The 23,508-nt window shown below is 61.2% G+C and carries 15 protein-coding genes, 5 pseudogenes and 1 riboswitch; of the genes and pseudogenes, 10 read left to right on the top strand and 10 right to left on the bottom strand.

The window, feature by feature from the left end:
- Positions 1-121: 121 nt before the first annotated feature.
- A pseudogene (locus N7E02_RS20125) lies at positions 122-759 on the bottom strand (enoyl-CoA hydratase-related protein).
- 251 nt (positions 760-1,010) lie between these two features.
- Positions 1,011-2,800, bottom strand: a pseudogene (locus N7E02_RS20120) (acyl-CoA dehydrogenase family protein).
- Positions 2,801-2,997: 197 nt separating this feature from the next.
- On the opposite strand from N7E02_RS20120, the gene N7E02_RS20115 reads away from it, so the two are divergent.
- Positions 2,998-4,002 (top strand): transporter, encoded by a 1,005-nt coding sequence (locus N7E02_RS20115; protein WP_286579381.1) that lies wholly within the window; start codon positions 2,998-3,000, stop codon positions 4,000-4,002.
- Positions 4,003-4,082: 80 nt separating this feature from the next.
- On the opposite strand, the gene N7E02_RS20110 is transcribed toward N7E02_RS20115, so the two are convergent.
- From N7E02_RS20110 to N7E02_RS20100, 3 genes and pseudogenes are all read right to left on the bottom strand, one after another.
- The gene (locus N7E02_RS20110; protein ID WP_286579380.1) at positions 4,083-4,586 is read right to left on the bottom strand and encodes a BA14K family protein; all 504 of its coding nucleotides are present in this window, start codon (positions 4,584-4,586) and stop codon (positions 4,083-4,085) included.
- A 170-nt stretch (positions 4,587-4,756) separates the two neighbouring features.
- Positions 4,757-5,206 carry a BA14K family protein gene (locus N7E02_RS20105; RefSeq protein WP_286579379.1) on the bottom strand — a complete coding sequence of 150 codons (450 nt, stop codon included), beginning with the start codon at positions 5,204-5,206 and terminating at the stop codon, positions 4,757-4,759.
- A gap of 73 nt (positions 5,207-5,279) precedes the next feature.
- A pseudogene (locus tag N7E02_RS20100) lies at positions 5,280-6,523 on the bottom strand (aromatic ring-hydroxylating oxygenase subunit alpha).
- Positions 6,524-6,616: 93 nt separating this feature from the next.
- A riboswitch (cobalamin riboswitch) is annotated at positions 6,617-6,851 on the bottom strand.
- 161 nt (positions 6,852-7,012) lie between these two features.
- Here N7E02_RS20100 and N7E02_RS20095 point away from each other — a divergent pair.
- Genes N7E02_RS20095 through N7E02_RS20080 form a run of 4 tightly spaced genes read left to right on the top strand, consistent with a single transcriptional unit; the run spans position 7,013 to position 10,526 of the window.
- Positions 7,013-7,621 (top strand): DUF6656 family protein, encoded by a 609-nt coding sequence (locus N7E02_RS20095; RefSeq protein ID WP_286579378.1) that lies wholly within the window; start codon positions 7,013-7,015, stop codon positions 7,619-7,621.
- Positions 7,622-7,652: 31 nt separating this feature from the next.
- Positions 7,653-8,645, top strand: a complete 993-nt coding sequence (locus N7E02_RS20090) for an L-threonylcarbamoyladenylate synthase (RefSeq protein WP_286579377.1) — start codon at positions 7,653-7,655, stop codon at positions 8,643-8,645.
- Between the two features lies 1 nt (position 8,646).
- Entirely contained in the window at positions 8,647-10,116 is a 1,470-nt protein-coding gene (locus tag N7E02_RS20085; RefSeq protein WP_286579376.1) for an FAD-binding oxidoreductase, read from the top strand.
- Positions 10,113-10,526, top strand: coding sequence for a winged helix-turn-helix domain-containing protein (locus N7E02_RS20080; RefSeq protein WP_286579375.1), 414 nt, complete (start codon positions 10,113-10,115; stop codon positions 10,524-10,526). The genes N7E02_RS20085 and N7E02_RS20080 overlap by 4 nt, the downstream gene beginning before the upstream one ends.
- Here the strand turns inward: N7E02_RS20080 and N7E02_RS20075 are convergent.
- Both N7E02_RS20075 and N7E02_RS20070 read right to left on the bottom strand, forming a co-directional pair.
- Complete coding sequence (locus tag N7E02_RS20075) at positions 10,508-11,245, bottom strand: DUF1217 domain-containing protein (RefSeq protein ID WP_286579374.1); 738 nt, start codon at positions 11,243-11,245, stop codon at positions 10,508-10,510. The two genes, N7E02_RS20080 and N7E02_RS20075, sit on opposite strands and share 19 nt — an antisense overlap.
- A complete protein-coding gene (locus N7E02_RS20070; protein WP_286579373.1) occupies positions 11,242-13,104 on the bottom strand; it encodes a DUF1217 domain-containing protein in 1,863 nt (620 codons plus the stop codon). Before N7E02_RS20070 ends, N7E02_RS20075 begins: the two co-directional genes overlap by 4 nt.
- A gap of 304 nt (positions 13,105-13,408) precedes the next feature.
- Here N7E02_RS20070 and N7E02_RS20065 point away from each other — a divergent pair.
- A pseudogene (locus tag N7E02_RS20065) lies at positions 13,409-13,974 on the top strand (DUF6101 family protein).
- A gap of 67 nt (positions 13,975-14,041) precedes the next feature.
- Here the strand turns inward: N7E02_RS20065 and ubiA are convergent.
- The 3 genes and pseudogenes from ubiA to N7E02_RS20050 form a co-directional block, all read right to left on the bottom strand.
- On the bottom strand, positions 14,042-14,992 hold the full coding sequence (ubiA, locus tag N7E02_RS20060; protein WP_286583953.1) for a 4-hydroxybenzoate octaprenyltransferase: 951 nt from the start codon (positions 14,990-14,992) through the stop codon (positions 14,042-14,044).
- 208 nt (positions 14,993-15,200) lie between these two features.
- On the bottom strand, positions 15,201-16,457 hold the full coding sequence (locus N7E02_RS20055) for a cyclopropane fatty acid synthase (protein ID WP_286579372.1): 1,257 nt from the start codon (positions 16,455-16,457) through the stop codon (positions 15,201-15,203).
- A 171-nt stretch (positions 16,458-16,628) separates the two neighbouring features.
- Positions 16,629-18,927: pseudogene (locus tag N7E02_RS20050) on the bottom strand (Tex family protein).
- Between the two features lie 227 nt (positions 18,928-19,154).
- On the opposite strand from N7E02_RS20050, the gene N7E02_RS20045 reads away from it, so the two are divergent.
- The 4 genes from N7E02_RS20045 to N7E02_RS20030 all read left to right on the top strand — a co-directional run bounded on the left by N7E02_RS20045 (position 19,155) and on the right by N7E02_RS20030 (position 23,500).
- Positions 19,155-19,361, top strand: a complete 207-nt coding sequence (locus N7E02_RS20045; RefSeq protein ID WP_286579371.1) for a hypothetical protein — start codon at positions 19,155-19,157, stop codon at positions 19,359-19,361.
- A 175-nt stretch (positions 19,362-19,536) separates the two neighbouring features.
- Positions 19,537-20,808, top strand: a complete 1,272-nt coding sequence (gene purD, locus N7E02_RS20040) for a phosphoribosylamine--glycine ligase (protein ID WP_286579370.1) — start codon at positions 19,537-19,539, stop codon at positions 20,806-20,808.
- A gap of 112 nt (positions 20,809-20,920) precedes the next feature.
- Positions 20,921-21,397, top strand: coding sequence for a plant virulence effector HPE1-like domain-containing protein (locus N7E02_RS20035; protein WP_286579369.1), 477 nt, complete (start codon positions 20,921-20,923; stop codon positions 21,395-21,397).
- A 270-nt stretch (positions 21,398-21,667) separates the two neighbouring features.
- Positions 21,668-23,500 (top strand): methyl-accepting chemotaxis protein, encoded by a 1,833-nt coding sequence (locus N7E02_RS20030; protein WP_286579368.1) that lies wholly within the window; start codon positions 21,668-21,670, stop codon positions 23,498-23,500.
- Positions 23,501-23,508: the final 8 nt, after the last annotated feature.

Raw genomic sequence — 23,508 nt, 5'->3', positions numbered from 1 at the left:
CCTTTGCGAACACGAACATCTCCGCCTGTCGGTGCGTTAGGCATCGACAGGCTTCACCGCCGCATGAAAGCCTCGAACGCCTCCCGGGCTTCCGTACTCTTCAATCGCTCGGAGAAATGGATCAGCTCCTCGTCCATGCGGGCGAGGACTTCGTCACGCGGACCACGGACCAAATCCCGAGCGATCTTGAGCGCCTGCGGCGGCTTTTGGCAAGGCTGGCGGCGAGCGTCAGCGTCTCCGCCTCTACGGCATCTGTCTCGACGATCTTCCAGATCAGCCCGGCCTCCAGGGCGGCCTGTGCCGAAAAGCCCTCGCCTGCCACGAGCATGGCGAACGAGCGCTGATGGCCCATGATGCGGGGGCGAGCAGGCTGGATGCCGCTTCCGGTATAAGCGCCAGGTCGACGAAGGGCGTCTTGAACAGGCTGCGGTTAGAGGCCACCGTCATGTCGCAATGCAGATTGAGCGTGGTGCCGATGCCGATCGCCAGCCCGTCTACGCCGGAAACGAGCGGCTTTTCAGCCAGTGCCAGCGCCTTGATGAAGACGGCAGCGGCCGGTGCATCCGTCGAGCCCGACATGGCGTGAGCGAGGAAGTCGCCCATGTCGTTGCCGGCGGAAAAACAGCCTTCGGTGCCGAGAAAGGCAACCGCCCTGACCGCCTCGTCGCCATTCGCCTCCTCCAGCGTCGCCGTCATGCGGTGATACATGGCGGCCGTGATGGCATTCTTCTTTTCCGGCCGGTTGAAGCGGATGACCATGACGCCCGAATAGGCTTCGGGGCGCTCGACGATGATATGTTCGGTCATAGGTATCTCCCCCATCTAATTGTCTTTTGTTGGCAGTGCGTTCGCAGATGCAAGTCCCCCTCTGGCCTGCCGGCCATCTCCCCCACAAGGGGGAGAATATCCGGGGCGCGGTCTTACCTCGCAATTGGCCAACCGTTCGAAAGAAGCGGCGCTGCGGGTTAAGCCCCTCCCCCTTGTGGGGAGGGGTTGGGGAGGGGAATGCTTCAATCCAGAACCGCGCGCGCAGCCGCGAGGCTGGCGGGACCGGCGATGACGCGGTCCTTCAGCGCCGAGGTTTCGGCGAGCAGGTTTTCCGCCATGAAGCGGCAGAGGCTGGCCCGCTTGTCGCCCTCGCCATTGTCGAGAGCGACCAGCCCTCCCTTGGCGAGATAGGTTCCCGTCAAGACGAGGCCGAAGAGCCGCTGATAGGGCGTGGCACCCGCCAGGGCGTCCGCTGCGCGTCCTTCGGCCTGAGCGTCCATGAGCCAGGCGGTCGCAGTCTCCAGCGCCGTGACGGCTGCCTTCAGGCGGATACCGGTCTCGCCGAAAGCGTCATCGTTGCGAGCCGCAACTTCCTCCGCCACGTCCTTCAGCTCGGCGATGAGACCGTGCACCTGATCGCCATTCGACAGCGGCAGCTTGCGGGTGACGAGGTCGATGGCCTGGATACCGTTGGTGCCTTCATAGATCGGCGCGATGCGGGCATCGCGAAGATAACGCGCCGCGCCGGTCTCCTCGATGAAGCCCATGCCGCCATGGACCTGGATGCCGAGGGACGCCACTTCGACGCCGATATCGGTCGAGAAGGATTTTGCGATCGGCGTCAGCAGCGCCGCGCGTTCAGCCCAATGACGGGCGGTGTCGCCCTCTGTGTGATGGGACATGTCGGTGGCATAGGCGCAGGCATAGCAGATGGCGCGGGCGCCCTGCGTCAGCGCTTTCATGGTGAGCAGCATCTGGGCGACATCCGGGTGCTCGATGATCGGGCTCATCGACTTGCCACTATCGGCGGACCAATCCGGCGTCTTGCCCTGGGTGCGCTCCTTGGCAAAGGCGATCGCCTTCTGTGTGGCGGCCTCGGCGATCGCGACACCCTGGATGCCGACAGCCAATCGGGCATTGTTCATCATCGTGAACATGCAGGCGAGGCCTTTGTTCTCCTCGCCGACCAGATAACCGACGGCACCGCTTTCGGCGCCAAACTTGCCATCGCCATAGATCATCGTGCAGGTCGGCGAACCGTGAATGCCGAGCTTGTGTTCAATCGAGTGGCAGAACACGTCGTTGCGTTCGCCGAGCGAACCGTCCTCATTGACCAGGAATTTCGGTACGAGGAAGAGCGAGATGCCGCGCGTGCCTGCCGGGGCATCGGGAAGGCGCGCCAGCACCAGGTGGATGATGTTGTCGGCGGCATCGTGTTCGCCCCAGGTGATGAAGATCTTCTGGCCGAAGATGCGGTAGCTGCCGTCGTCGCTGCGTTCGGCGCGGCTTTTCAAGACGCCGAGATCCGAGCCTGCATGGGGCTCGGTCAGGTTCATCGTGCCGGTCCATTCACCGGAGACCATCTTTTCCAGATAGGTCGCCTTCAGCGTCTCGGAACCATGGGTGGCCAGCGCATCGATCGCGCCCATGGTGAGCGTCGGTGCCAGCGCGAAGGCCATGGAGGCGGAATTCCACATTTCCAGCGTCGCGACATTGAGCATATGCGGCAGGTTCTGACCGCCATAGGCTTCCGGCGCGGTCAACCCGTTCCAGCCCCTTCCCGCCAGTGGCGATAGAGCTCTACCCAACCGGCCGGCGTCGTCACCTTGCCGTCGGCAAGCGTGGCACCCTCGCGGTCACCGCTTTCGCCGAGCGGCGCCAATTCACCGGAGGCAAAGCGGCCCGCTTCTTCCAGGATCGCATCCACCAGATCGCCGCTCAGGTCGCCGAAGCGTCCCTCCTCGAGCGCGGAGCCTAGGCCGGCAATATGGTTCAGGGTGAAGGCAATTTCCTCCACGGGGGCGCTGTACATGTGATCCTCCTCATCAGCCGTGCAGCCATGCCATCTCGGCAGTATCTATCTTTTACGTAAACGTAAATACTCTTGTCAATTCTCTGTTCCTGCTGTCACCAAGGCAGCGAAATCCGGCATCAACCGTTCATAAGTCGACGCTAGAGATTCTTTTTCAAGTTTGGCGTACAAGGCGAGAAGACAGAGGAATTGTGCCCATGGATACGCCCCCGCTGATGACGCCTGCCATTCCGGGTCTCGTCTGGGCCTATCGCTTCGATGGGCCGACGCGCTCCTGTGCACGCCTGCCGCTGGAAACGACGGTCAACGAACTTGATGTAACGGACGGGTTCCTGTGGCTGCATCTCAACCTCGCCGACAGCCGCGTGCCCGCTTTTCTCGAAAGCCTTCCCGACCTGACGCCACCGGCGCTTTCGGCGCTTACCACGCGCGACACCCATGCGGCGGTGATCCTGGACGAGCAGCTGATTTACGGCACACTGATCGACTTCCAGAAGGAATTCGCCAGCGAGACACGCGATATCGGCTGGCTGCATTTCTTCGTCTCGGAACGCATCATCATCACCACGCGCCTGCAGCCATTGCGATCCATCGACCGGCTGAAGGTGGCGGTGGAAAAGAATGCCGGCCGCTACAAGCGACCGATCGACGTGTTCGAAACGCTGGTGGCGGAATTCCAGCGCACGCTCATCGCGCTCGTCATGGAGCTGACGGAAGAGCTGAACCTGATCGAGGACTTCGTCTACGACAACGCGCCGCGAGACGAGCGCCGGCGGCTGGCGCCTGTGCGGCGCACGGTCGTCAGGCTGCACCGGCACCTCAGAACGATCCTGACCCTGATGCGGCGCGCGGCGGCGTCCGACGAGGACGACATGCCTTTGGGCTTCGACGATGCGGCGGCGCGGCTGATCGGCCGGCTGGAGGCGGTGGATCACGATGTCTACGCGCTGCAGGAACGGGCGCGTCTGCTGCACGAGGAAATCGATTCCAAACTGTCCTCGGAAACCAACCGTCACCTCTATATCCTGTCGCTGATGACAGCCTTCCTGCTGCCACCGTCGCTGGTCACCGGCTTCTTCGGCATGAACACGTCGTCACTGCCCTTTGCCGAGGGCATTCACGGGACGGCATTTGCCTTCGGCGCGATTGTGCTGTCGGTTGCCGCCGCGTGGTGGCTGCTGCGTCGCGTGGGCATCCTGTAGCTTTGACAATCCGGCAAAGAAAACCCGCGCCGGAGCGCGGGTCTGTCTTGTTCCAGTAAGCCTTTAGCGGAAGCCGAACCTCAGTAGTAAGGCGAGTAGCACTGTTGGCGCGGGCCGTTATAGGGCTGGAACGTATTCGAATAGGAATCGTACGAGCGGTAACGCCCGGCGCAGTATTCGTAGTGGCGCGGATTGAGGCCACCGCTGCTGCGATAGACCGGCGCAGGGGCCGGTTCGACATAACGCGGCGCCGCGAGGGCACCACCGATGATAGCACCGGCGCCAAAGGCCGCCAGCGGATACCAGTAGCCGTCGCTGTGACGGCGGTAGCCATCACGGTAGCCGTGATAGCCGCGGTAACCGCCATACCAGCCACGGCGAGGGCCGCCGTAATAGCCGCGGCGCGGCCCATCCCAGCCCCGACGGGGGCCGCCATAATGCCGGTAATACTGGACGTTGGTCACGTCAGAGGCCGCTGGCGCGTTCGGCACCGCCGGCAGCGGAAGCGCCTGGGCCGAGCCCAAAGAGCCTGCCAGGACGACCGCGGAGACCGCAGCGACTGCAAGTTTCTTGAACAGAGTCATTTCAAATTCTCCATTCCGTGGTTGTTGCGATCATGCGGGGCCTTAAGCGCCGGTGATCGCAGGTCATGATGATCCCGTTTCTCCATGAGGCTAGGATTTTCATCCTGAACCGCCGATTAACAGCGGGATCATCAAAGGTCCGGCCGCGGATCCGGTCGGGCCAAGGAGGCTCACCTGTAGGGCGAGTTGCACGAGCGGCGAACGCCCGGGCTTGAGACATAGGTATTGTCGGATGCACGATAGGTCCGGTAACGGTCGGCGCACCACTGGACGTGACGGCTTCTCCCGCCGGAATTGGCAATCGCACCGCCGATGATAGCACCGGTGGCGAAGGCGGCCAGCGGGAACCAGTAGCCATTGTGATAGCGATAGCCACGACGGCGTTCGCGATAGCCTCGATGACCGTTGTAATAGCCTTCGCGATAGTGGCGGCGGTCATGACGATAGTGGCGACGATCGTCGCGATGGCGCCACTGAACCTCGGTCACCTGACCGGCAGATGACGACACGGCCGGAACCGGCATCGGCGAAACAGGCATTGCGGAAGCCGGAATAAAGCTGGTGGCAAGGACAGCAGCGGCCGTCAGCGCCGTAGCAAGGCGCATGCGAAAGGCGGTCATACGGGGTGTTTCCTTTATTGTAGACTAGCGGTCTACAACGGATGACACCCCGCTTTGTTCCAATGACATGACTTTAGGCAACGGCGTAAAGCTTGCCCTCGTCTCCCTGCAGGCGATCGATCATGAAGTTGGCGTACCATTCGACGAACTGCATGACGCCGCCTTCATGGGCTTCCGAATACGGGCCCGGCTCATAGGCCGGCGAGCGGATCCCGAAGGCATTTTCCTCGACGATCTGGCGGTCCTGGTCGTTGGTCATGTTCCAGACATGGGTCAGTTCGTCGACATTGTAATCGACACCTTCAACCGCATCCCTGTGGACGAGCCATGTGGTGGTGACGGCCGTTTCCTCCGGTCCGATCGGGATCACGCGGAAGGAGATCGCGTGATCGACGAGCATATGGTTCCAGGTCGTCGGATAGTGGAACAGCAGCATCGTGCCGATATGGGAAATCTTCACATCGTCGGAGAGCGAACGCAGGACGGCGGGTCGACCGTTCATCGTGTAGCTCTCGGCATCCTCGATGAGCGGCATGCGGGCGACGCGGAACTGGCCGTCCGGCGACATGTTGAACGTGCTCGGCAGACCGGCCGCCTCGCAGCGGCTCCAGTGTTCGGAGATGAACGGATCATCGCCCGCGCCCTGGACGCCGGTCGCCGTCGGCGCTTCCGGATAGGTGCGGCAGAGTTCGGGATGGTTGCCGGCGCAGTGGTAGCACTCGCGGTTGTTTTCCCAGACGAGCTTCCAGTTGCCCTTTTCGATGATGGTATTCTTGGCGGCGACCTTTGTCTCCGACAACCGGTGGGGGCCATGTAGGGCTCGACGGTAGCACGCACCGGAGCAAAATCCGGGGCCTCCTGAGCAACGCAGACGAAGATGTAGCCGGCAACGACCTGGCAATGGACGGGCTTCAGGCCGAATTTCTTCTTGTCGAAATCCTCGCCCATGTGGCGGGCCGACATCAACGAGCCGTCATGTTGATAGGTCCACTGGTGATAGGGACAGACGAGACGAGTGGCTGAACCGGTTTCCTTGGTGCAGACGCGGTGCCCGCGATGGCGACAGGTATTGTGATAGGCGCGGATATCGCCCTCGCGGGTGCGGATCACGAGAACCGGATAGTCGCCGATCTGCAGGGTGAAATACTGGCCGGCCTTTTCCACCTCGCAATCATGGCCGACGAACAGCCAGTCGCGATACCAGATCATCTCCAGATCGAGCTTGTAGTAATCCTGGTCGATATAGAAGGGCTGCTCCAGGCTGAAGCCTTCGCGACGGTTCTTCAGCTGCCGCAGAACCTGATTATGAATGTCCATATGCTTCCTCGCAAATCAAGCAAGCGGACAGGGCATGGACAAGCCGGCGGGGAGCCTCCCGCCCATTCTCGTCCCGAGCGCCCTCCGCGACCGGTCTAAACTACGGCTCAGGCTGGTTTCCGGGCTGAGGAGTTGTCTCCAAGGTTTCCCTCAGTGAACTGCATGGCACCTTCCCGGGCGGCCGTTCGGCTCTGTCCCAGTGGCTTACGCCATGCCTCAAACTCCACCACCGTTGCGGGGGCAGCGCCGGTTAGATCTTTTAGATCCGCCGGCTTCCCAATTCTCCGCCTTCCCTAGCAAGGCGGCACCATGAGCTTGGTGTCATTTAAGCCCGATGACAGCTTGTCGCATAGGCGACATTGCGACATCCGACACTGCATTGGCGACGAGGCCATATTGCTATCCCGGAACACTATGGCAGCAGGTGAAACTCGTTGTTAAGATTTCACTAATAGAATCGTATCCGACTCACAGGGAAGGCTCGCGCCTATGCCAGGACAGATCCGGTATTTCGAGGTCAACAGGCAACCGACATTCGCGCCGCCGCCTGCTCGGAGCAATGCGCATTCGGAATTCCTGCGCACCGGCAAGATCTCCCGCCCGCGCCCGCCATCGATACCGAACGAACGTCGTTATCTCAGCCATGACGAAGTGGCCGAGCAGACCGGCCGCAAGCTGGAAGCGGCAGGTGAGACGACCCATGCGCGCCTCAACAAATTCCACCGCCTGATCGCCCTGCCGAAGCTCATCTTCCACCGCACGCTCGATGGCAGCCCACATCTCGGCTATTGCCACGTCACGGCTGCACGCACCGCCTTCTCGCGGGAAGACATGGTGAGCTGGTCGTTCTACATCGCCAATTTTTCCTCCGACATTGGCGAGGAGGAAGAATTCTTCGCCCGCATCATTCCGAAGAGCTCGCGCATGTATTTCGCCGTCGCGATCGAGGGAGATGCCGGGCAAGGCGCACGGATCGACCGCACATTCCGCAAGAACGGCCTGCTGTTTCGCACCAGCGATCCGCGCGAAGCGATGCGCAACGTGCTGATGCTGGGCGCGCCGGACGCAGCCGTCCGCGAGATCATCAAAAAGCTTTGAACCGGCTCTCTCCCGCTGTATTGACGACGGCATGACGGCCGAGATCATAGACAGCAGACAGGAACGGGAACGCGCAATCCGCGAGGCGAGCCGCGTGCTCGGCGAAGGTTTTCCTGTCGCCATCCCCACCGAAACGGTCTACGGCCTTGCCGCCGATGCGACGCAGGCCGACGCGATTTCGCGGATCTACGAGACGAAGGGCCGGCCGCGCTTCAACCCGCTGATCTGCCATGTGTCCGATATCGCCATGGCCGAGCGCTATGCGGTCTTCGACCCCATCTCGCGGCGACTTGCGGAGACTTTCTGGCCCGGTCCGCTCACCATCATCCTGCCGCTCCGACCAGGAAGCCCGATCCATCCGCTGGCGACAGCCGGTCTCGAAACCGTCGGACTGCGCTGCCCCGAAGGCTTTGCCAGCGACCTGATCCGCGCCTTCGACAGGCCACTCGCAGCGCCGAGCGCCAATACGTCGGGCAAGATCAGCCCGACCGCCGCCCGGCATGTCATGGACGACCTCGGTGAAAAACTGAAACTGATCATCGACGGTGGCTCATCACCGGTCGGCGTGGAATCGACCATCGTGCGCGTCGACCCCGAGACCGGCGCGATCCTGCTCCTGCGGCCGGGTGGGCTTGCGGCAGACGATATTGCCAAAGCTGTCGGACAGGATGTCCAGCGCCGCGAAGGACCTGCCGCGATCATCGAGGCGCCGGGCATGCTCGCCTCGCATTATGCCCCGGGCGCGGCCGTGCGTCTCAACGCGCGGTCGGTAGAGCCGGGTGAGGCGCTGATCCGTCTTGGCGGCATCGAAATTCCCGGCATCGAGACGGCGGCGATCGATCTCGATCTCAGCCCCTCGGGAGACCTTGCGCAGGCGGCCGCAAACCTGTTCGAATACCTGAAGCGCGCAGATGCCAGCGGCGCGCAGCGGATCGCCGTCACGGCCATTCCCGAGGAGGGACTTGGCGAGGCGATCAACGACAGGCTGGCACGCGCTGCGGCGCCGAGGGATGGAGAGACCTGAAATGGATAATGCGGCGGACCTGCCGGTCGTGGCACCCGAATTGCTCGACCGCTTCGCGGCCATCGTCGGCGAGGCACATGCCGTTCGCGACGCTGCGGATCTCGCCCCGCATCTCATCGAAAACCGCGGTCTCTACAAGGGATCGTCGCCGCTTCTGTTGAAGCCCGGCACGACGGAAGAAGTCGCCGCCATCCTGAAACTCGCCAGCGAAACCGGCACGCCGATCGTGCCGCAGACCGGAAATACCGGTCTCGTGGGCGGCCAGACCCCGCGAACGGGCGGACATGACATCATCGTGTCGCTCGAGCGGATGAACAAGATCCGCGACGTCGACCCGCTTGCCAACGTTCTGGTCGCCGAGGGCGGCGCCATCCTCGCCGACGTGCAGGCCGCGGCCGACAAGGTCGACCGGCTGTTCCCGCTGTCACTCGGCTCGGAAGGCTCCTGCCGGATCGGCGGCAATCTCTCCACCAATGCCGGCGGCACCGCCGTGCTCGCCTATGGCAACATGCGGCAGCTCTGCCTCGGGCTGGAAGTCGTGCTGCCGTCCGGCGAAATCTGGAACGGCCTGCGCCGGCTGAAGAAGGACAATACCGGCTACGATCTGCGCGATCTCTTCATCGGCGCGGAAGGCACGCTCGGCATCATCACCGGCGCGGTCTTGAAACTCTTCCCCAAGCCTGTCGGCCATCAGGTGGCGCTTGCCGGCCTCGCCTCGCCGGAAGATGCGCTGCATCTCTTCGAGAAGGCCTCGACGCTCTGCGGCACGGCACTGACCGGTTTCGAACTCATGCCGCGCATCGGCATCGAGTTCACCACGCGTCATATAGACGGCGTGCGTGATCCGCTGGAAGGTCCACATGCCTGGTACGCGCTGATCGACATTTCGACCTCCGACAGCGCCGAGACGGCCAGCGTCATGGTGCAGTCCCTGCTGGAACAGGGTTTCGAGGCCGGGCTCGTCGAGGACGCGGTTATCGCCTCCTCGGTTGCCCAGCAAAAGGCGCTGTGGCACATGCGCGAAAGCATGTCGGATGCGCAGAAGCCTGAAGGCGGATCGATCAAGCACGATGTTTCGGTACCGGTCTCGAAGATCCCGGCCTTCATGGCGGAAGCGGAGAGAGCCGTGCTCGCCGCCATGCCCGGTGCCCGTATCTGCGCATTCGGCCATCTCGGCGATGGCAATATCCACTACAACATCTCGCAGCCGGTCACCGCCGATATGGGAGCCGACAAGCAGGCCTTTCTCGACCGCTGGCGCGAAATCAACGAAATCGTCCACGCCATCGTTCTCGATGCCGGCGGATCGATCTCGGCGGAGCATGGCATCGGCCAGCTGAAGCGCGATGAACTCGCCCATATCCGTTCGGACATCGAGATGGAGTTGATGTACCGGATCAAGTCCGCCTTCGACCCGGCCGGCATCATGAACCCCGGCAAGGTGGTCAACGTTCCCGGCGCCTCGGCATGAGCCATATCCGCAAGGCGACGATCCGCATCGATTTCGACATCGGCGTCAGGCTCGGACCGGGCAAGGCACAGCTGATGGAACTGATCGAGGAACACGGCTCGATCCGTGCCGCCGGCGCCTCGATCGGCATGTCCTACCGCCGCGCCTGGTTGCTGGCGGACGAGATCAACCGGATGTTCCGCGAGCCGTCGATCTCCACCCGCCATGGCGGCAAAAGCGGCGGCGGTGCGGGGCTGACGGAATTCGGTCAGGAAATGCTGAAGCGCTACCGCCGGGTGGAAGCCGCCATGCGGGCTGCCGCCGAGGACGATCTCGACTGGCTGTCAGGCCATATCGATCCCGACTTCAAGCCAACGGAAAAGAAGAACGACTCTAACGTGCTGACGCCGGATCAGCCCGTGCCCAGCTGAGAAAGCGCCCAGAGCGTATCGGCGCTGATCCCTGCGGTAGCACTGCTGCCGTTCAAAATGCTGACGGCCGGAGACGTCGCGCCCGAATTGTTCTCGATGTCATACATGAAGGTGAAACGCTCGACGAGCTTCTTCAGCTTTACCGGATCGGAGAGATCCGCAAGGTTGAGGTTCTTCTCCACCACGGCCGCCTGCTTGTCGACGTCCATGTTGCTGAACTCGGTCGGCAGGCTGTAGGTCACGCGGAAGAATTCGGCGAGCGCGTCGTCACCAAGAATGACATAGGGATCGGTGATCGTGTCGGCCATGCGCTGGAAATATAGCGCGAGGCGCACGCCGGCATTGTCGTTGCCCTGCTCCGTTTCCAGAAGCTGACTGAGATACATGGACTGTGTCGCCGACATCTGGCCGCCGTTCTGCGCGCCACCACCCTTAGAGCGATCGATTTCGCCATCGGCATCGAAGTTGAAGGAGCCAACGATCTGGGCGAAGCGCTTGTCGTCCAGCGTGTTGACGTAGCTTTCCGGATCATCGAGATCGGACGCGAAGATCTGCTCGATGAAGTCGTCGGTTATCGTCTCCGGGTCGATGCCCTTCGAAACCAGCACGATGTCGATCAGCTGGCGGTCGGCAAGGAACTGGTCGCGGGTGTCGATCCGCTGCATGGCGTCGGTATAATACTTGCTGTCTTCCTCGGCCTTGGCCTTGGCGGCCTTCAATTCATCCCCTCCAGGAAACGAGTCTGGCGCAGGATATAGTCCTTGGCGACATTGGTAATGGTCGCATTCGACTGGGCGAGCACGGGTACCGTTACGTCGCCGTCCTTGTCGAAATTGAACAGCTTGGCGAGCGAGACGAAACGCTCGTCTTTCTGCTGGTAAACATAGCTGTTGGGATCGGAGAGATCACTCTGCAGAATGCTTCTGATCTTGAACTTGGAAACGCTGTCCGGATCGATACCGACAGCCTTCAGCGCAAATTCATAGGTCGTATCGGCATCGGCACTGAGGAAGTCGTCAAGTGTCTCGATTGAAGCCATGTCCGACTTGTAGAAGCCGATGGACTTTTCGAGATCTTCTTCCTGCTTATCGTCCCAGCGGGACATGTAAATGTTGCGCGTGTTCGTGGTCTGGGCTTCCGTCTGGGCATTGCCCGCTTCCACCGTACCGGCGGTACTGAAATTGAACGCCTTGGCGAGCTCCAGATATTGCGGTCGCTCGGCGCCATAAAAATTCGCATAGCTGGTCGGGTCGGAGAGATCGCTGGTCAGGATCTGCTCCAGCGTCGACTTCACGACATAAGCTTCATCAAGATTGAAGGCGCCGCGCAGGTACTGATAGATGCGGTCATCGGCCAGCATCTCATCCACATTGGTGAAAGTGCCAACCTTGCTCTCGAAATATTCCTGGTTGAACATCGCCTCGGCATGGGTGACGCGGCCCTGCGAGGAGAAGTAGTTGCCGACGATTTCCTGGATCTTGTCATCGCTGAGCGCGCCGCTTGCCGGCACGGTGCCGTCGGCGTTGAACTGAAAGTCCTCCGCCAGCTTCTTCATTTTCTCGTAGAAGGCCATGTTGCCGGCGGAATAGCCGCTTATCATCGTCTTCAACTCTGCGCGGCGCGCATCCGTCTCGTCGATCGGCACCAGCTTCGCATCCAGCTCGTCGTAACGCGCCTGCTTTGCCTCCATCGACGCCTGGTCGGCGGCGATCAGTTCTTCGGTCTCGTCCAGCTTGACCTGAAGCGCATCGATTTCGGCCTGCAGGGCTTCCTGGTCTCCGCCATTGTTGATTTCCTGCTGCTTGGCATCGATCTGCTGCTGGTAGTCGGTTTTCTGCTCCTGGCCGAGCGCGATCGACTTCTCGTAGCCCGCAATCGCATCCTTGGCACTGACGCGTTCGGCCAGTTCCGGATCCTCGGTCTTGGCTGCGTTATAGCTGTCGAGCTGCGTGCCGTAAGTCTTGCTGTAATAGCTGTCAGGGTCGTTCGGATCGCTGGTCAGCGCACCCCTGACGGCGGTGTAATTGTAATACTGGCCGTCGATGCCGTATGCGTTGAAGATGTAGTTGCGCAGGTCGTCGTTGCGAAGAAACTGATCGACATTGGTGACATAGCCACTGGTGCCCATCATTACCTTGAAATAGCGGGTATCCTCTTCAGTCTTGTCCTCCAGCGCAGAAATCTGCGCATTATAGAGGTCGAAGACATCTTCCATCTGCCCTTCGGACTGGGCCACGGCCGTCGTCGAGCTCGAGACGGAGAAATTGAAGGCAGCTGCGAAGTTGGTATAGCGCTCGTCGGTGAGGCGGTTGGCAAAGCTGTTCTGGTCGGAGAGATCGCTTTCCAGCACTTGCTTCATGAAGGCCTTGGCATAAGCCATTTCCCCCAGACCGTAGGCAGTCATCGCAAAATTGTAGAGCCGGTAGTTATCGAGGAACTCGTCGACGCTGGTGATCTTGCCGATATTTTCCTGGTAGTAGGCCTGATCGTTGGCGACCTGGGTCTGGCTCGAGATCCGCTTCAGGCTTGAGGCCATGTCGCGGTTGACGAGATCGAAGCTGAGATAGGTCGAAACCATGCGAGACGCCTCACGTATTCCTGTGCTGGCGCAATCATGCCGCACGAGCCTTGTCCGGGGCTTTTCCGCATCCCGGCAAAACACCCGCAAAATGTGCCGTCGCGGCACGAAGGAGGCTCCACGTTCACCCTTCGGAAACCGCGATCGATCCGCATTTGATAACCATCCGGGGTGGCAAACTTTCCTTAACCGCAATTTTTAAGCAGTCGCGAATAGCCCCCGCCTATTGTGAGCCCATCAGAGGACAAAAGTCCCGATGGGAAACCGGAAACGGCTCTCAGGTAAAACAAGGGTAGCATACGAGATGAGCAAAACCGTTCTGAAGCCCGAATGGGCAGGGTCGACATTGAGGCTCGATCCGTCTCGCTTTCCGCAGCAAGTGACTTACGCGCTGCGCGAGACATCAGGAGATGTCACGATCACCATCGACGAGCGCGGCGCCGTGCTGCGCAAAATCCTTCCGGGTAGCGGCCTGCCGCTGTCCTTTGCCCTTCCGGCTCGCGCCTTCAAGGGGTTGCCGCCCGCGCCATCGACCATGGCGACGGCGAAGTTACCGTTACGCTTGAACTCCACCATGAAGATCCGGATCTCTGCATTCCGCTGCTCGTCGCCCACGACCTGTGCGACATCGCAGCAGACTGGCGCAGCTGGTCCGATGCCTTCCGCATTCCCATGCTGATGGTCGAGGCCGACGGCATTGCCCGTCCGCTCGAAAACCATCTCGGTGACGTGCGCACGCAGGCCGTTCGCCCCCGCCGCCGCCATTCCTATTTCGCCGCAAGACGCCCGCGCTTCCTGGTTCGCCGCACCACCGGCAGCCTCGGCGTGGCCATGAAGATCGAAGGCAAGGAAATCATCGCCCGTCGCTAGGAGTTGTTTGTCCCTCTCCTGACGATAGCGCGATGGGAAGCCCGGCGTTTTCGCCGGGCTTTTGCTTTCAGAGAATAAGCGACAGCATTAACCCGCCAAAAAGAATGGCGCCGACACGATTGTTGGACTTGAACAGTCTGAGGCAGTGTTCGGGATTGTCGATATCGAGCACCAGGATCTGCCAGGCGAGCAAGACGGCCGCGGCGACCAGACCGAGATAGGCGAAAAAGCCCGCGCCCGCTGCGATGAAGGAAAAGAGAAGCAGCAGGAGCGTGACGCCATAGAGTCCGACCAGCCAGGGCTTGGCATTGTCACCGAATAGCCGGGCCGTGGAGCGGACGCCGATCAGCTCGTCATCCTCGATATCCTGATAGGCGTAGATCGTGTCGTAACCAATCGTCCAGGCAACGGCGGCGATATAGAGCCAGATCGCGGCCCAGGAAAGCGAACCAAAGATCGCCGCCCAGCCCATCAGCGCGCCCCATGAGAAAGCCAATCCGAGGAAAAACTGCGGCCAGTCGGTGAAGCGCTTAGCGAACGGGTAAACCGCGACCACCGCCAGCGAGACAATCCCGAGGGCTATAGAAAACGCGTTGAACTGTATCAGGACAAGCAGACCGACCAGCGCCTGCAGCGCGATGAAGGCTTTTGCCTCGAAGCGGGACACCCGGCCGGAGGGCAGCGGCCGCGAGCGGGTGCGCGCCACTTCCATATCGATCTTGTGGTCGACGAGATCATTATAGGTGCAGCCGGCACCGCGCATGGCGACCGAACCGATGAACATCAGGAACAGATAGAAAAGGACCGTTCCGAAGGAGAGGTCCAGATCGTCCGGTGCGGCATCGACCGCAAGCGCGACCGACCAGAAGCAAGGCCACATCAGAAGCTGCCAGCCGATCGGCCGGTCCCAGCGGGCAAGCTGGGCATAGGGCCAGGCAGCGCGCGGCAGGATGCGATAGACAAAATTGTCGGAAGGGGCGTCGGCCACGCGGGCGCCAAGATCAGGTGCGTTCGTCATCATGGCCGAGTTTCTAGCGCCGGGAAAATGCGGTGGTCAAGGCGCCAGCCTTTTGCCGCTCATCCGCCTGCCGGCACCTTCTCCCCGTATCGACGGGGAGAAGGACACAAGTCGCAAGCTCTCCGCCCCAAGTTGAAGCACATCCCCTCGCCCCGCTTGCGGGGAGAGGGTTAGGGTGAAGGGCAATCTTTTCCAAAGTATGAGGTCGTCACACCGCAATCTTGTCCAGCGGCAGACGGCTCTGTTCGAATGCCCGCAGCTGCGCCTCGCGTTCGTAGATATAGTCGCGATTGTCCGGCACTGCCTGACGCTTCTTGACGATCTGCATCTGGAAGATGTGGAACGCCTCGTGGGTGAAGGCCATTTCGGAGCCGGCGAGATAGAATTCCCACATGCGCACGAAACGCTCGTCATAGAGGGCCGCGGCCTTGTCACGATTTGCCATGAAACGCTCGCGCCAGTGGCGCAGCGTATAGGCGTAGTGCATCGGCAGGATTTCGATGTCGGAGACGAGCAGGCCCGCCTTCTCGATCGCCGGCATGACTTCCGCAACCGACGGAATGTAACCGCCCGGAAAAATGTATTTCTCGATCCACGGATTGTTGTAGATCGCCGGATAAGGCTGGCCAATCGAGTGCAGCACCATGACGCCGTCATCGGCCAGCACGTCGTTCACCTTGTTGAAGAACTTGCGATAGTTCAGCCGTCCGACATGCTCGAACATGCCGACGGAGACGATACGATCGTAGCTCTTGGTCGGCGGCAGGTAATAATAGTCCTGCAGCTCGAAGCGGACGCTGTTGGAGAGACCGCGTTTGGCGGCGCGCTCGCGCGAGATCTTCAACTGCTCCGTCGACAAAGTGATGCCGGTGACGTCGACGCCGCAGCTTTCCGACAGATACATCGCCATGCCGCCCCAGCCGGATCCGATCTCCAGCGCCTTCTGGCCCGGCTCGGCGAGAAGCTTTGCGACGATATGGCGCTTCTTGGCGATCTGCGCCTCGTCCAGCGAAATGCCGGGCGGGTTGAAATAGGCGCAGGAATACTGCCAGTCCTCATCGAGAAAGAGCGAGAACAGCTTTTCGTCGAGATCATAGTGATGGGCGACGTTGCGGCGATTATGGTTGATCGGCACGCGGTTGCGGAACTGCGAGGCAATGATCCGGCCGATGCCGTGGACGATCATGCCGAAGGTCAGGCCTTCGGACAGCGTGTTGTCCTTGATCAAGGCCAGGAACTCGTAAATGTCGCCGTCTTCGACGCGAAGGCGGCCATCCATGTAGAGTTCGCCGAGCTTCAGTTGCGGATCGCGAACCATTTCCTTTTCGGCCGTCTCGTCAGAAAAACGGATCGTAACCGATCGCCCTCCTCCGCCGCCATATCGCTGTTTGCCGCCGGAACCCCGGACTGTTAAAGTACCAATTTTGATGATTTTGCTGAGAAGATCGTGAAGGGACGAGGCCACTGACCCACCTCCTGAATACTAAGGATGCCTTACTATTTTTCGAAATCTAGCGTCTAATCGTTGGACTGCAAGCACATTCCAGCCATGAAAATGACATAAAATGACAGGCCGTCAAACGGTTGTCTGACGGCCTGCATCTAAAGGTGGAGTTGAAAGAAAAAATTGTCAGATTCAGCGCTTTTTTAAAGCTTCCGCGAGCGCCGCACCGAATGCGCCTTGTGAAGACGGCTTTTCGGTCTTCATGAATTTTTGATTGGCCGGACGCTCGTTTTTGGCACCACCGCGCGGCGGTTGGGCCGACTCAGCCCGTCCTTGCGCATCGTCAGGCCGATGCGCTTGCGCTTAACATCCACCTCGACGACGCGAACCTTCACCACGTCGCCAGCCTTTACTACCTCATGGGGATCCTTGACGAACTTGTCGGCGAGCTGGGACACGTGGACGAGCCCATCCTGATGCACGCCGATATCGACGAAGGCACCGAAGGCGGCAACGTTGGTGACCGTACCTTCCAGCAGCATGCCGGGCTTCAAGTCGGTGATTTCGTCGATACCCTCCGCGAAGGTCGCGGTCTTGAAGCTTGGACGCGGGTCGCGGCCCGGCTTTTCCAGCTCGGCGATAATGTCCTTCACCGTCGGCAGACCGAATTGCTCGTCGATGAACTGACGCGGGTCGACAGCCTTCAAAGCGGCGCTATCGCCCATCAGTGCGCGCAGGTCGCGACCGCAGGCGGCGACGATCTTCTTTGCCACGCCATAGGCTTCCGGGTGGACTGCCGAGGCATCGAGCGGCTCCTTGCCGTTGACGATGCGCAGGAAGCCGGCGGCCTGTTCGAAGGTTCGGTTGCCGAGACGGGCGACCTTCAGCAAATCCTTGCGGCTTCCGAATGCACCATTGGCATCACGGTGGGCGACGATTGCCTCCGCGGTCGAGCGCGAGAGGCCGGAGACACGGGCGAGCAAAGGTGCGGATGCCATATTGAGATCGACACCGACGGCATTCACCGCATCTTCAACCACGGCATCCAGCGAACGGGCGAGCTTGCCCTGGTCGACATCGTGCTGGTACTGGCCGACGCCGATCGCCTTCGGCTCGATCTTGACCAGTTCCGCCAGCGGATCCTGAAGGCGGCGGGCAATGGAGACGGCGCCGCGCAGCGACACATCGAGCCCTGGGAATTCGGCTGCCGCCGTTTCCGACGCCGAATAGACAGAGGCGCCTGCTTCCGAGACGATGACCTTGGTCGGCTTGTTGCCGGGAAGAGAGGACAGCATGTCGGCCACGAGCTTTTCCGTCTCGCGGCTGCCGGTGCCGTTGCCGATCGCGATCAGTTCGACATTGTGCTTGCGGATCAGCGAGGCGAGTTCGGCCTGCGTACCGCGCAGATCGTTCTTCGGCGGGAAGGGATAGACGGTCGAGGTTTCGAGCAGTTTGCCGGTCGAGTCGACGATCGCCACCTTGACGCCGGTGCGGATGCCCGGATCGAGGCCCATCGTGGCGCGAGAACCAGCAGGAGCGGCTAGCAGCAGATCCTTGAGATTGCGAGCGAAGACGTGGATCGCATCCTCCTCCGAGCGCTCACGCATTTCCCGCATCAGGTCGAGCGACAGGGAGACCGACAGCTTCACCCGCCAGGTCCAGCCTGCGACATCCATCAGCCAGAGGTCACCTTTGCCCGAGCCGCGGATTTCGAAGGCAGAGGCGATGATGCGCTGCGCCGGCTTGACCGGCGAGGTGTCGTCAGCATCGACATCGATGGTCAGCGTCAACATCTCCTCGTTCCAGCCGCGCAGCATGGCGAGCGCGCGATGGCCCGGCACGGTCGCCCAGCGTTCGGTATGATCGAAATAGTCGGCGAACTTGGCGCCCGCCTCCTGCTTGCCGTCGACCACCTTCGCCCGCAGCACCGCGCCGTCGCGCATATGCTGGCGCAGGCGACCGAGAAGATCGGCGTTCTCGGAAATGGTTTCGGCCACGATATCGCGCGCCCCGTCGAGCGCCGTTTTCACGTCGGGCACCTCGCCCTGCACATAGGCCTCGGCGAGACTGGCCGGATCGGCGGCACGGTCCGCCCAGATCGCCTCCGCCAGGGGGCGAGGCCGCGTTCGCGTGCGATTTCGGCACGGGTGCGACGCTTCGGCTTGTAGGGCAGGTAAAGGTCTTCCAGCTCCGCTTTAGTGGCCGCGCCGGCGAGCTTTGCCGCAAGCTCATCGGTCATCTTGCCCTGGCCGTTGATCGACTCGACGATCGAGCCACGGCGCGCTTCCAGTTCGCGCAGATAGACAAGCCGCTCGGCGAGATTGCGAAGCTGGGTATCGTCCAGGCCGCCGGTGACTTCCTTACGGTAACGGGCAATGAACGGCACCGTGGCACCCTCGTCCAGCAGCGCGATGGCAGCCTTGGCCTGGTCCGGCCGAGCATTGATTTCGGCGGCGATCGCAACGGCGAGTTTCTGGTTATCGGCAGCCATCGGTATCCTCGTCAATTTCAGGAGGCGCGACCATAGTCAAACTTTAAGGCAAGGCAACACGGGCGCCGATGCCGCGCACAGAATGCTTCGCCTAGCTGTGCCAAATCGAACTAACATTCATCAAGCGGTAACCGTGACGCAGTGGATAAGGAGCTGACATCTTCTCGCGTTTGACCTCGCCACTATAAATACCCTTGCCGCATGATGTGGTATATTAGGAGGTATGAATGCCTAGAAATATCGCTAACCAACTAGCCAGCGACGAGGCGGTCGGCTCCGAAGAACTTGAAGCCGCAATCGCCTACTTGAACGACAAGATCAGAAATGCCGAATTGAGACATGAACCAATCCCTTTTCTTGCATATCGTAATAAAGTGATTTTTCAGACCACGCTCAATCTGCGCCGCGAGTTCCCCTCGCAGTATGAGAACTGACCATCGACGCTGATGTCGATCAGGGCTTAGCCGACCGCCTTACAGGCCGGCTTCGCCACTGCGGCGACAATTCCCTTCATTCGCCGTCCGCGATCTGTGTCCTAACCGCGCCGCGCCCTTGACCTTTGGGTCTGTGAGCCTTAACCGCCCAGTGAAACAACCATGAGGGCGGTGTATGAAGGTTCTCCTGATCGGCTCCGGCGGCCGCGAGCATGCATTGGCGTGGAAGATCGCCCAGTCTCCCAAACTGACACGCCTTTATGCCGCGCCTGGCAATCCCGGCATTGCCGAGCATGCAGAAATTCTCCCGCTTGATGTGGACGACCATGCGGCTGTCACGCGCTTCTGCGTCGAAACCGGCATCGATCTTGTCGTCGTTGGCCCGGAAGGCCCGCTGGTGGCCGGTCTTTCCGACGTTCTGTGTGCGAGCGGCATCACCGTCTTCGGTCCATCGGCTGCTGCGGCGCAGCTTGAAGGCTCCAAGGGCTTCACCAAGGACCTCTGCGCCCGCTACGACATTCCGACCGGCGCCTATCGTCGCTTCACCAATGGTGAAGATGCCAAGACCTATATCATCGAACAGGGTGCGCCGATCGTCGTGAAGGCCGATGGCCTTGCCGCCGGTAAGGGCGTCACCGTGGCAATGACGATCGAGGAAGCGCTTTCCGCCGTCGACGACTGCTTTGACGGTGCCTTTGGCGCCGCCGGTGCGGAAGTTGTCATCGAGGCCTATCTCGATGGCGAGGAAGCCAGCTTCTTCTGCCTCTGCGATGGCAAGACCGCTTTGCCGCTCGTGACCGCGCAGGATCACAAGCGCGTCGGCGACGGCGATACCGGCCCGAATACCGGCGGCATGGGCGCCTATTCGCCCGCCCCCGTCATGACACCCGACATGGTCGAGCGGACGATGAAGGAGATCATCGAACCGACCATTCGCGGCATGGCGGAAAGCGGTTATCCATTTGTCGGCGTGTTCTTTGCCGGCCTTATGATCACGCAAAAAGGCCCGGAGCTGATCGAATACAATGTCCGCTTCGGCGATCCGGAATGCCAGGTGCTGATGATGCGGCTGAAGAGCGATCTGCTCGATCTTCTCTACGCCGCCGCAACCGGCACGCTCGACAAGGTTTCTGCCGACTGGAGCGACGATGTAGCTCTGACTGTGGTCATGGCCTCGAAGGGTTATCCGGCTGCCTATGATAAGAACACGCCGATCGCCTCCCTGCCGCAAACCGGCCCGGGCGAGAAGATTTTCCACGCCGGCACGGCGCTCAAGGGTGGTGCTCTGGTCGCCACCGGCGGCCGCGTGCTCAACGTAACCGCCACCGGCCCGACCGTACGCGAGGCCCAGGTTGGCGCCTATTCGCTGGTCGAGGGCGTCGAGTGGGACAACGGCTTCTGCCGCAGGGATATCGGCTGGCGCGCGGTGGAGCGGGAAAACGGCTGATAACGGGCCAGTCTCGGACAGGCCCTGACAATTTAAGTGGTTGTTTACCGATTTTTCTGACGGGATCGCAACCACTTGCCCCTAAGCATGGTGCAAAGAGAGGATTTGCACCATGCGCCATGTGCTTCTGTCAGCTTTCGTGCTCGTTACCGGCTCCGCCCAGGCGCAGTCGATCGAGCCGCTTGCGACGAACACCCGTAGCGCGACCGCCAGCTTCGTCACTAGGACCTGCGCCCATTGCCCTCCGCTGAAGCCGGTGGAAGATAAAAGCAGCTACAAGGTTCCGGTTCTGAAGGACGGCGTGCAGTCCGTTGCCGTCATGGATATCGATGGCCAGAAGAAGATCGTCCGCACCGATGTCTGGATGGGCGGCTCGCCGGTCGTTCACGTCAGCAAGGTGCCGGCATGGATGACGACCGAGCAGTTGCAGGCAGTTGTCGATACCGGCAACGGCCTGAGCACGGAAGAAGGCATCGAGAGCGCCAACGCTCCCGCCACCCCGATCGACTTCAATGCGAAGACCGGCGCAGTCGAAGACAACGGCTCCATTTCCCAGACCTTTGACGGACTTCCTCTGCGCCGCGACTGACCTGCAACAAACGATCCTGAATACTTGCGAGCTCCGGACAGGCCTCTGTCTCGGACATCCTCCAGTTATGCTTGACTTATGCTGATCGCTTCGCAGGGAGAGATAGTAACGGCCTGAGCCCCCTCCCAACAGTTAAAACTTTATTCAATCTGATATGCGATCGTGTGTTGTGCGATGCAGCACGCCCGGGCGCAGGATGCGCTACCCTCCCCTACATCTCATCTCATTGAAGCCGCATGCGCATGCGGCTGATTGCCCTTCGAGGACATCATGAAGAACCTGAAGATCTCCCATCAGCTCGTGCTGCTCGTGCTGACCCTGATGATCGCCTTTGCGATCGGCACCTATGTCCAGCTGCGCACGTCGACCAACGCTATCTATGCCGAGCGCTACGCCATGTTGCGCACGCAGGTGGAATCCGGCCTCGGCATCATGAAGAAGTTCCAGCAGCGCGAGGCCGCCGGCGAGTTTTCGCGGGAAGAGGCCCAGAAGCGCGCCTTCGAAGCGATTGCGGCCATGACCTTCACGCCGGACGGCTATCTCTATGCCTATGACTACGACGTGACGATGCGCCTGCATCCGGATCCGAAGCGTCTCGGCCAGAATTTCAAGGGCAAACCAGACGTCACCGGCTTCATGTATCGCGACGAACTGGTCAAGATCGCCCGCAATGGCGGCGGCACCGCAGACTTTCTCGGCCCCAAGCCCGGTGAGCAGGGCGACGGTTTCCGCAAGAGCTCCTACGCTCTGGCCTTCGAACCCTGGCAGCTGGTTCTCGTCACCGGCGTCTATGTGGACGATCTGGAAGCGCAGATCCGCGGCGAAGCGATGAAGGCGATCGGCATCGGTGCAGGCATCCTGGTTCTTGCCTCGCTTCTCGCCTTCGTCGTCATCCGCAACATTTCCGGCCCGCTCGGCGCCATTCGCAATGCGCTGAATGCCGTTGCCGACGAAAATGTCGATCTCGCCATCCCTCACACCGGCATGAAGAACGAAGTCGGCCTTATGGCCCGCGCCACCCAGGCACTGCAGCAGAAGGTGCGCGAGCGCCATGCGATGGAAGAGCGGCAGCAGCGCAGCCAAGAGGAGCTGGACGGCGAACGGCAGCAGAATCTCGATATGCAGCGCAGCGAAGCGGACCTGCAGGCCCGCGTCGTGTCGACCATCGGCACTGCTCTGGAAGCGCTGGCAAAGGGCGACCTTACCGTCCGTTGCGGCGATCTTGGCAACCGTTATGCCGGCCTGCGCGACAACTTCAACGAGGCGCTCAGCCATCTCGAGGCCGCCATGGCCAAGGTCAATGCCAAGGGGATCGATATCGGTGGCTCCAAGGACGAAATCCGCCGCGCTTCCAACGAACTGTCGCAGCGCACCGAGCGTCAGGCCGCCAACCTGGAAGAGACTTCCGCTGCCCTCGACGAGCTGACAGTCGCCGTCAAGCAGACGGCGGACGGCGCCAAGGAAGCGGCACAGCGCGTCGTCACCGTCAGCGGCGAGGCAAGCCGCAGCGATGCGGTGGTTGCCGAAGCGATCGAGGCGATGAGCGGCATCGAACAGTCTTCCGGCGAAATCACCAAGATCATCGGCGTAATCGACGAGATTGCCTTCCAGACCAACCTTCTGGCGCTGAATGCCGGTGTCGAGGCCGCTCGTGCGGGCGAAAGCGGCAAGGGCTTTGCGGTCGTCGCACAGGAAGTGCGCGAACTCGCGCAGCGTTCCGCCGCAGCCGCCAAGGAGATCAAGGATCAGATCTCCCGCTCCTCCACTCAGGTGGAAAACGGCGTCCGTCTCGTGGGCCAGGCCGGCGAAGCTCTGAAGCGGATCTCGGGCCAGGTGAAGGCCGCAAGCGACATCGTCAGCAAGATCGCCGATTCGGCGGCCGAGCAGGACACGACGCTGCGCTCCATCTCCTCGTCGCTCAATCATCTCGACCAGGCAACGCAGCACAATGCCGCAATGGCCGAAGAGACGACGGCTTCCGCTGAGGCTCTGGCCGCAGACACCGAGGAACTGCTCAACCTCATCCGCGGTTTCCGCATCAGCGGCACGACCCATGTCGACCGCCTGCGCGACGCGGGCACGCAGATGCGCATGGCGAGCTGATTATCTTT

Origin of the sequence: Terrirhizobium terrae (assembly GCF_030323265.1) — a bacterium.
Classification (GTDB): Bacteria; Pseudomonadota; Alphaproteobacteria; order Rhizobiales; family Rhizobiaceae; genus Neorhizobium.
The sequence above is the reverse complement of the archived record's forward strand: the minus strand, read 5'-3'. Positions and strand labels throughout refer to the sequence as shown.

Bases quoted from the DNA above. Each gene is read 5' to 3' on its own strand.
- N7E02_RS20115 (WP_286579381.1), top strand. From the start codon at position 2,998: ATGGATACGCCCCCGCTGATGACGCCTGCCATTCCGGGTCTCGTCTGG.
- N7E02_RS20110 (WP_286579380.1), bottom strand. From the start codon at position 4,586: ATGACTCTGTTCAAGAAACTTGCAGTCGCTGCGGTCTCCGCGGTCGTC.
- N7E02_RS20105 (WP_286579379.1), bottom strand. From the start codon at position 5,206: ATGACCGCCTTTCGCATGCGCCTTGCTACGGCGCTGACGGCCGCTGCT.
- N7E02_RS20095 (WP_286579378.1), top strand. From the start codon at position 7,013: ATGCCAGGACAGATCCGGTATTTCGAGGTCAACAGGCAACCGACATTC.
- N7E02_RS20090 (WP_286579377.1), top strand. From the start codon at position 7,653: ATGACGGCCGAGATCATAGACAGCAGACAGGAACGGGAACGCGCAATC.
- N7E02_RS20085 (WP_286579376.1), top strand. From the start codon at position 8,647: ATGGATAATGCGGCGGACCTGCCGGTCGTGGCACCCGAATTGCTCGAC.
- N7E02_RS20080 (WP_286579375.1), top strand. From the start codon at position 10,113: ATGAGCCATATCCGCAAGGCGACGATCCGCATCGATTTCGACATCGGC.
- N7E02_RS20070 (WP_286579373.1), bottom strand. From the start codon at position 13,104: ATGGTTTCGACCTATCTCAGCTTCGATCTCGTCAACCGCGACATGGCC.
- ubiA (WP_286583953.1), bottom strand. From the start codon at position 14,992: ATGACGAACGCACCTGATCTTGGCGCCCGCGTGGCCGACGCCCCTTCC.
- N7E02_RS20045 (WP_286579371.1), top strand. From the start codon at position 19,155: ATGCCTAGAAATATCGCTAACCAACTAGCCAGCGACGAGGCGGTCGGC.
- purD (WP_286579370.1), top strand. From the start codon at position 19,537: ATGAAGGTTCTCCTGATCGGCTCCGGCGGCCGCGAGCATGCATTGGCG.
- N7E02_RS20035 (WP_286579369.1), top strand. From the start codon at position 20,921: ATGCGCCATGTGCTTCTGTCAGCTTTCGTGCTCGTTACCGGCTCCGCC.
- N7E02_RS20030 (WP_286579368.1), top strand. From the start codon at position 21,668: ATGAAGAACCTGAAGATCTCCCATCAGCTCGTGCTGCTCGTGCTGACC.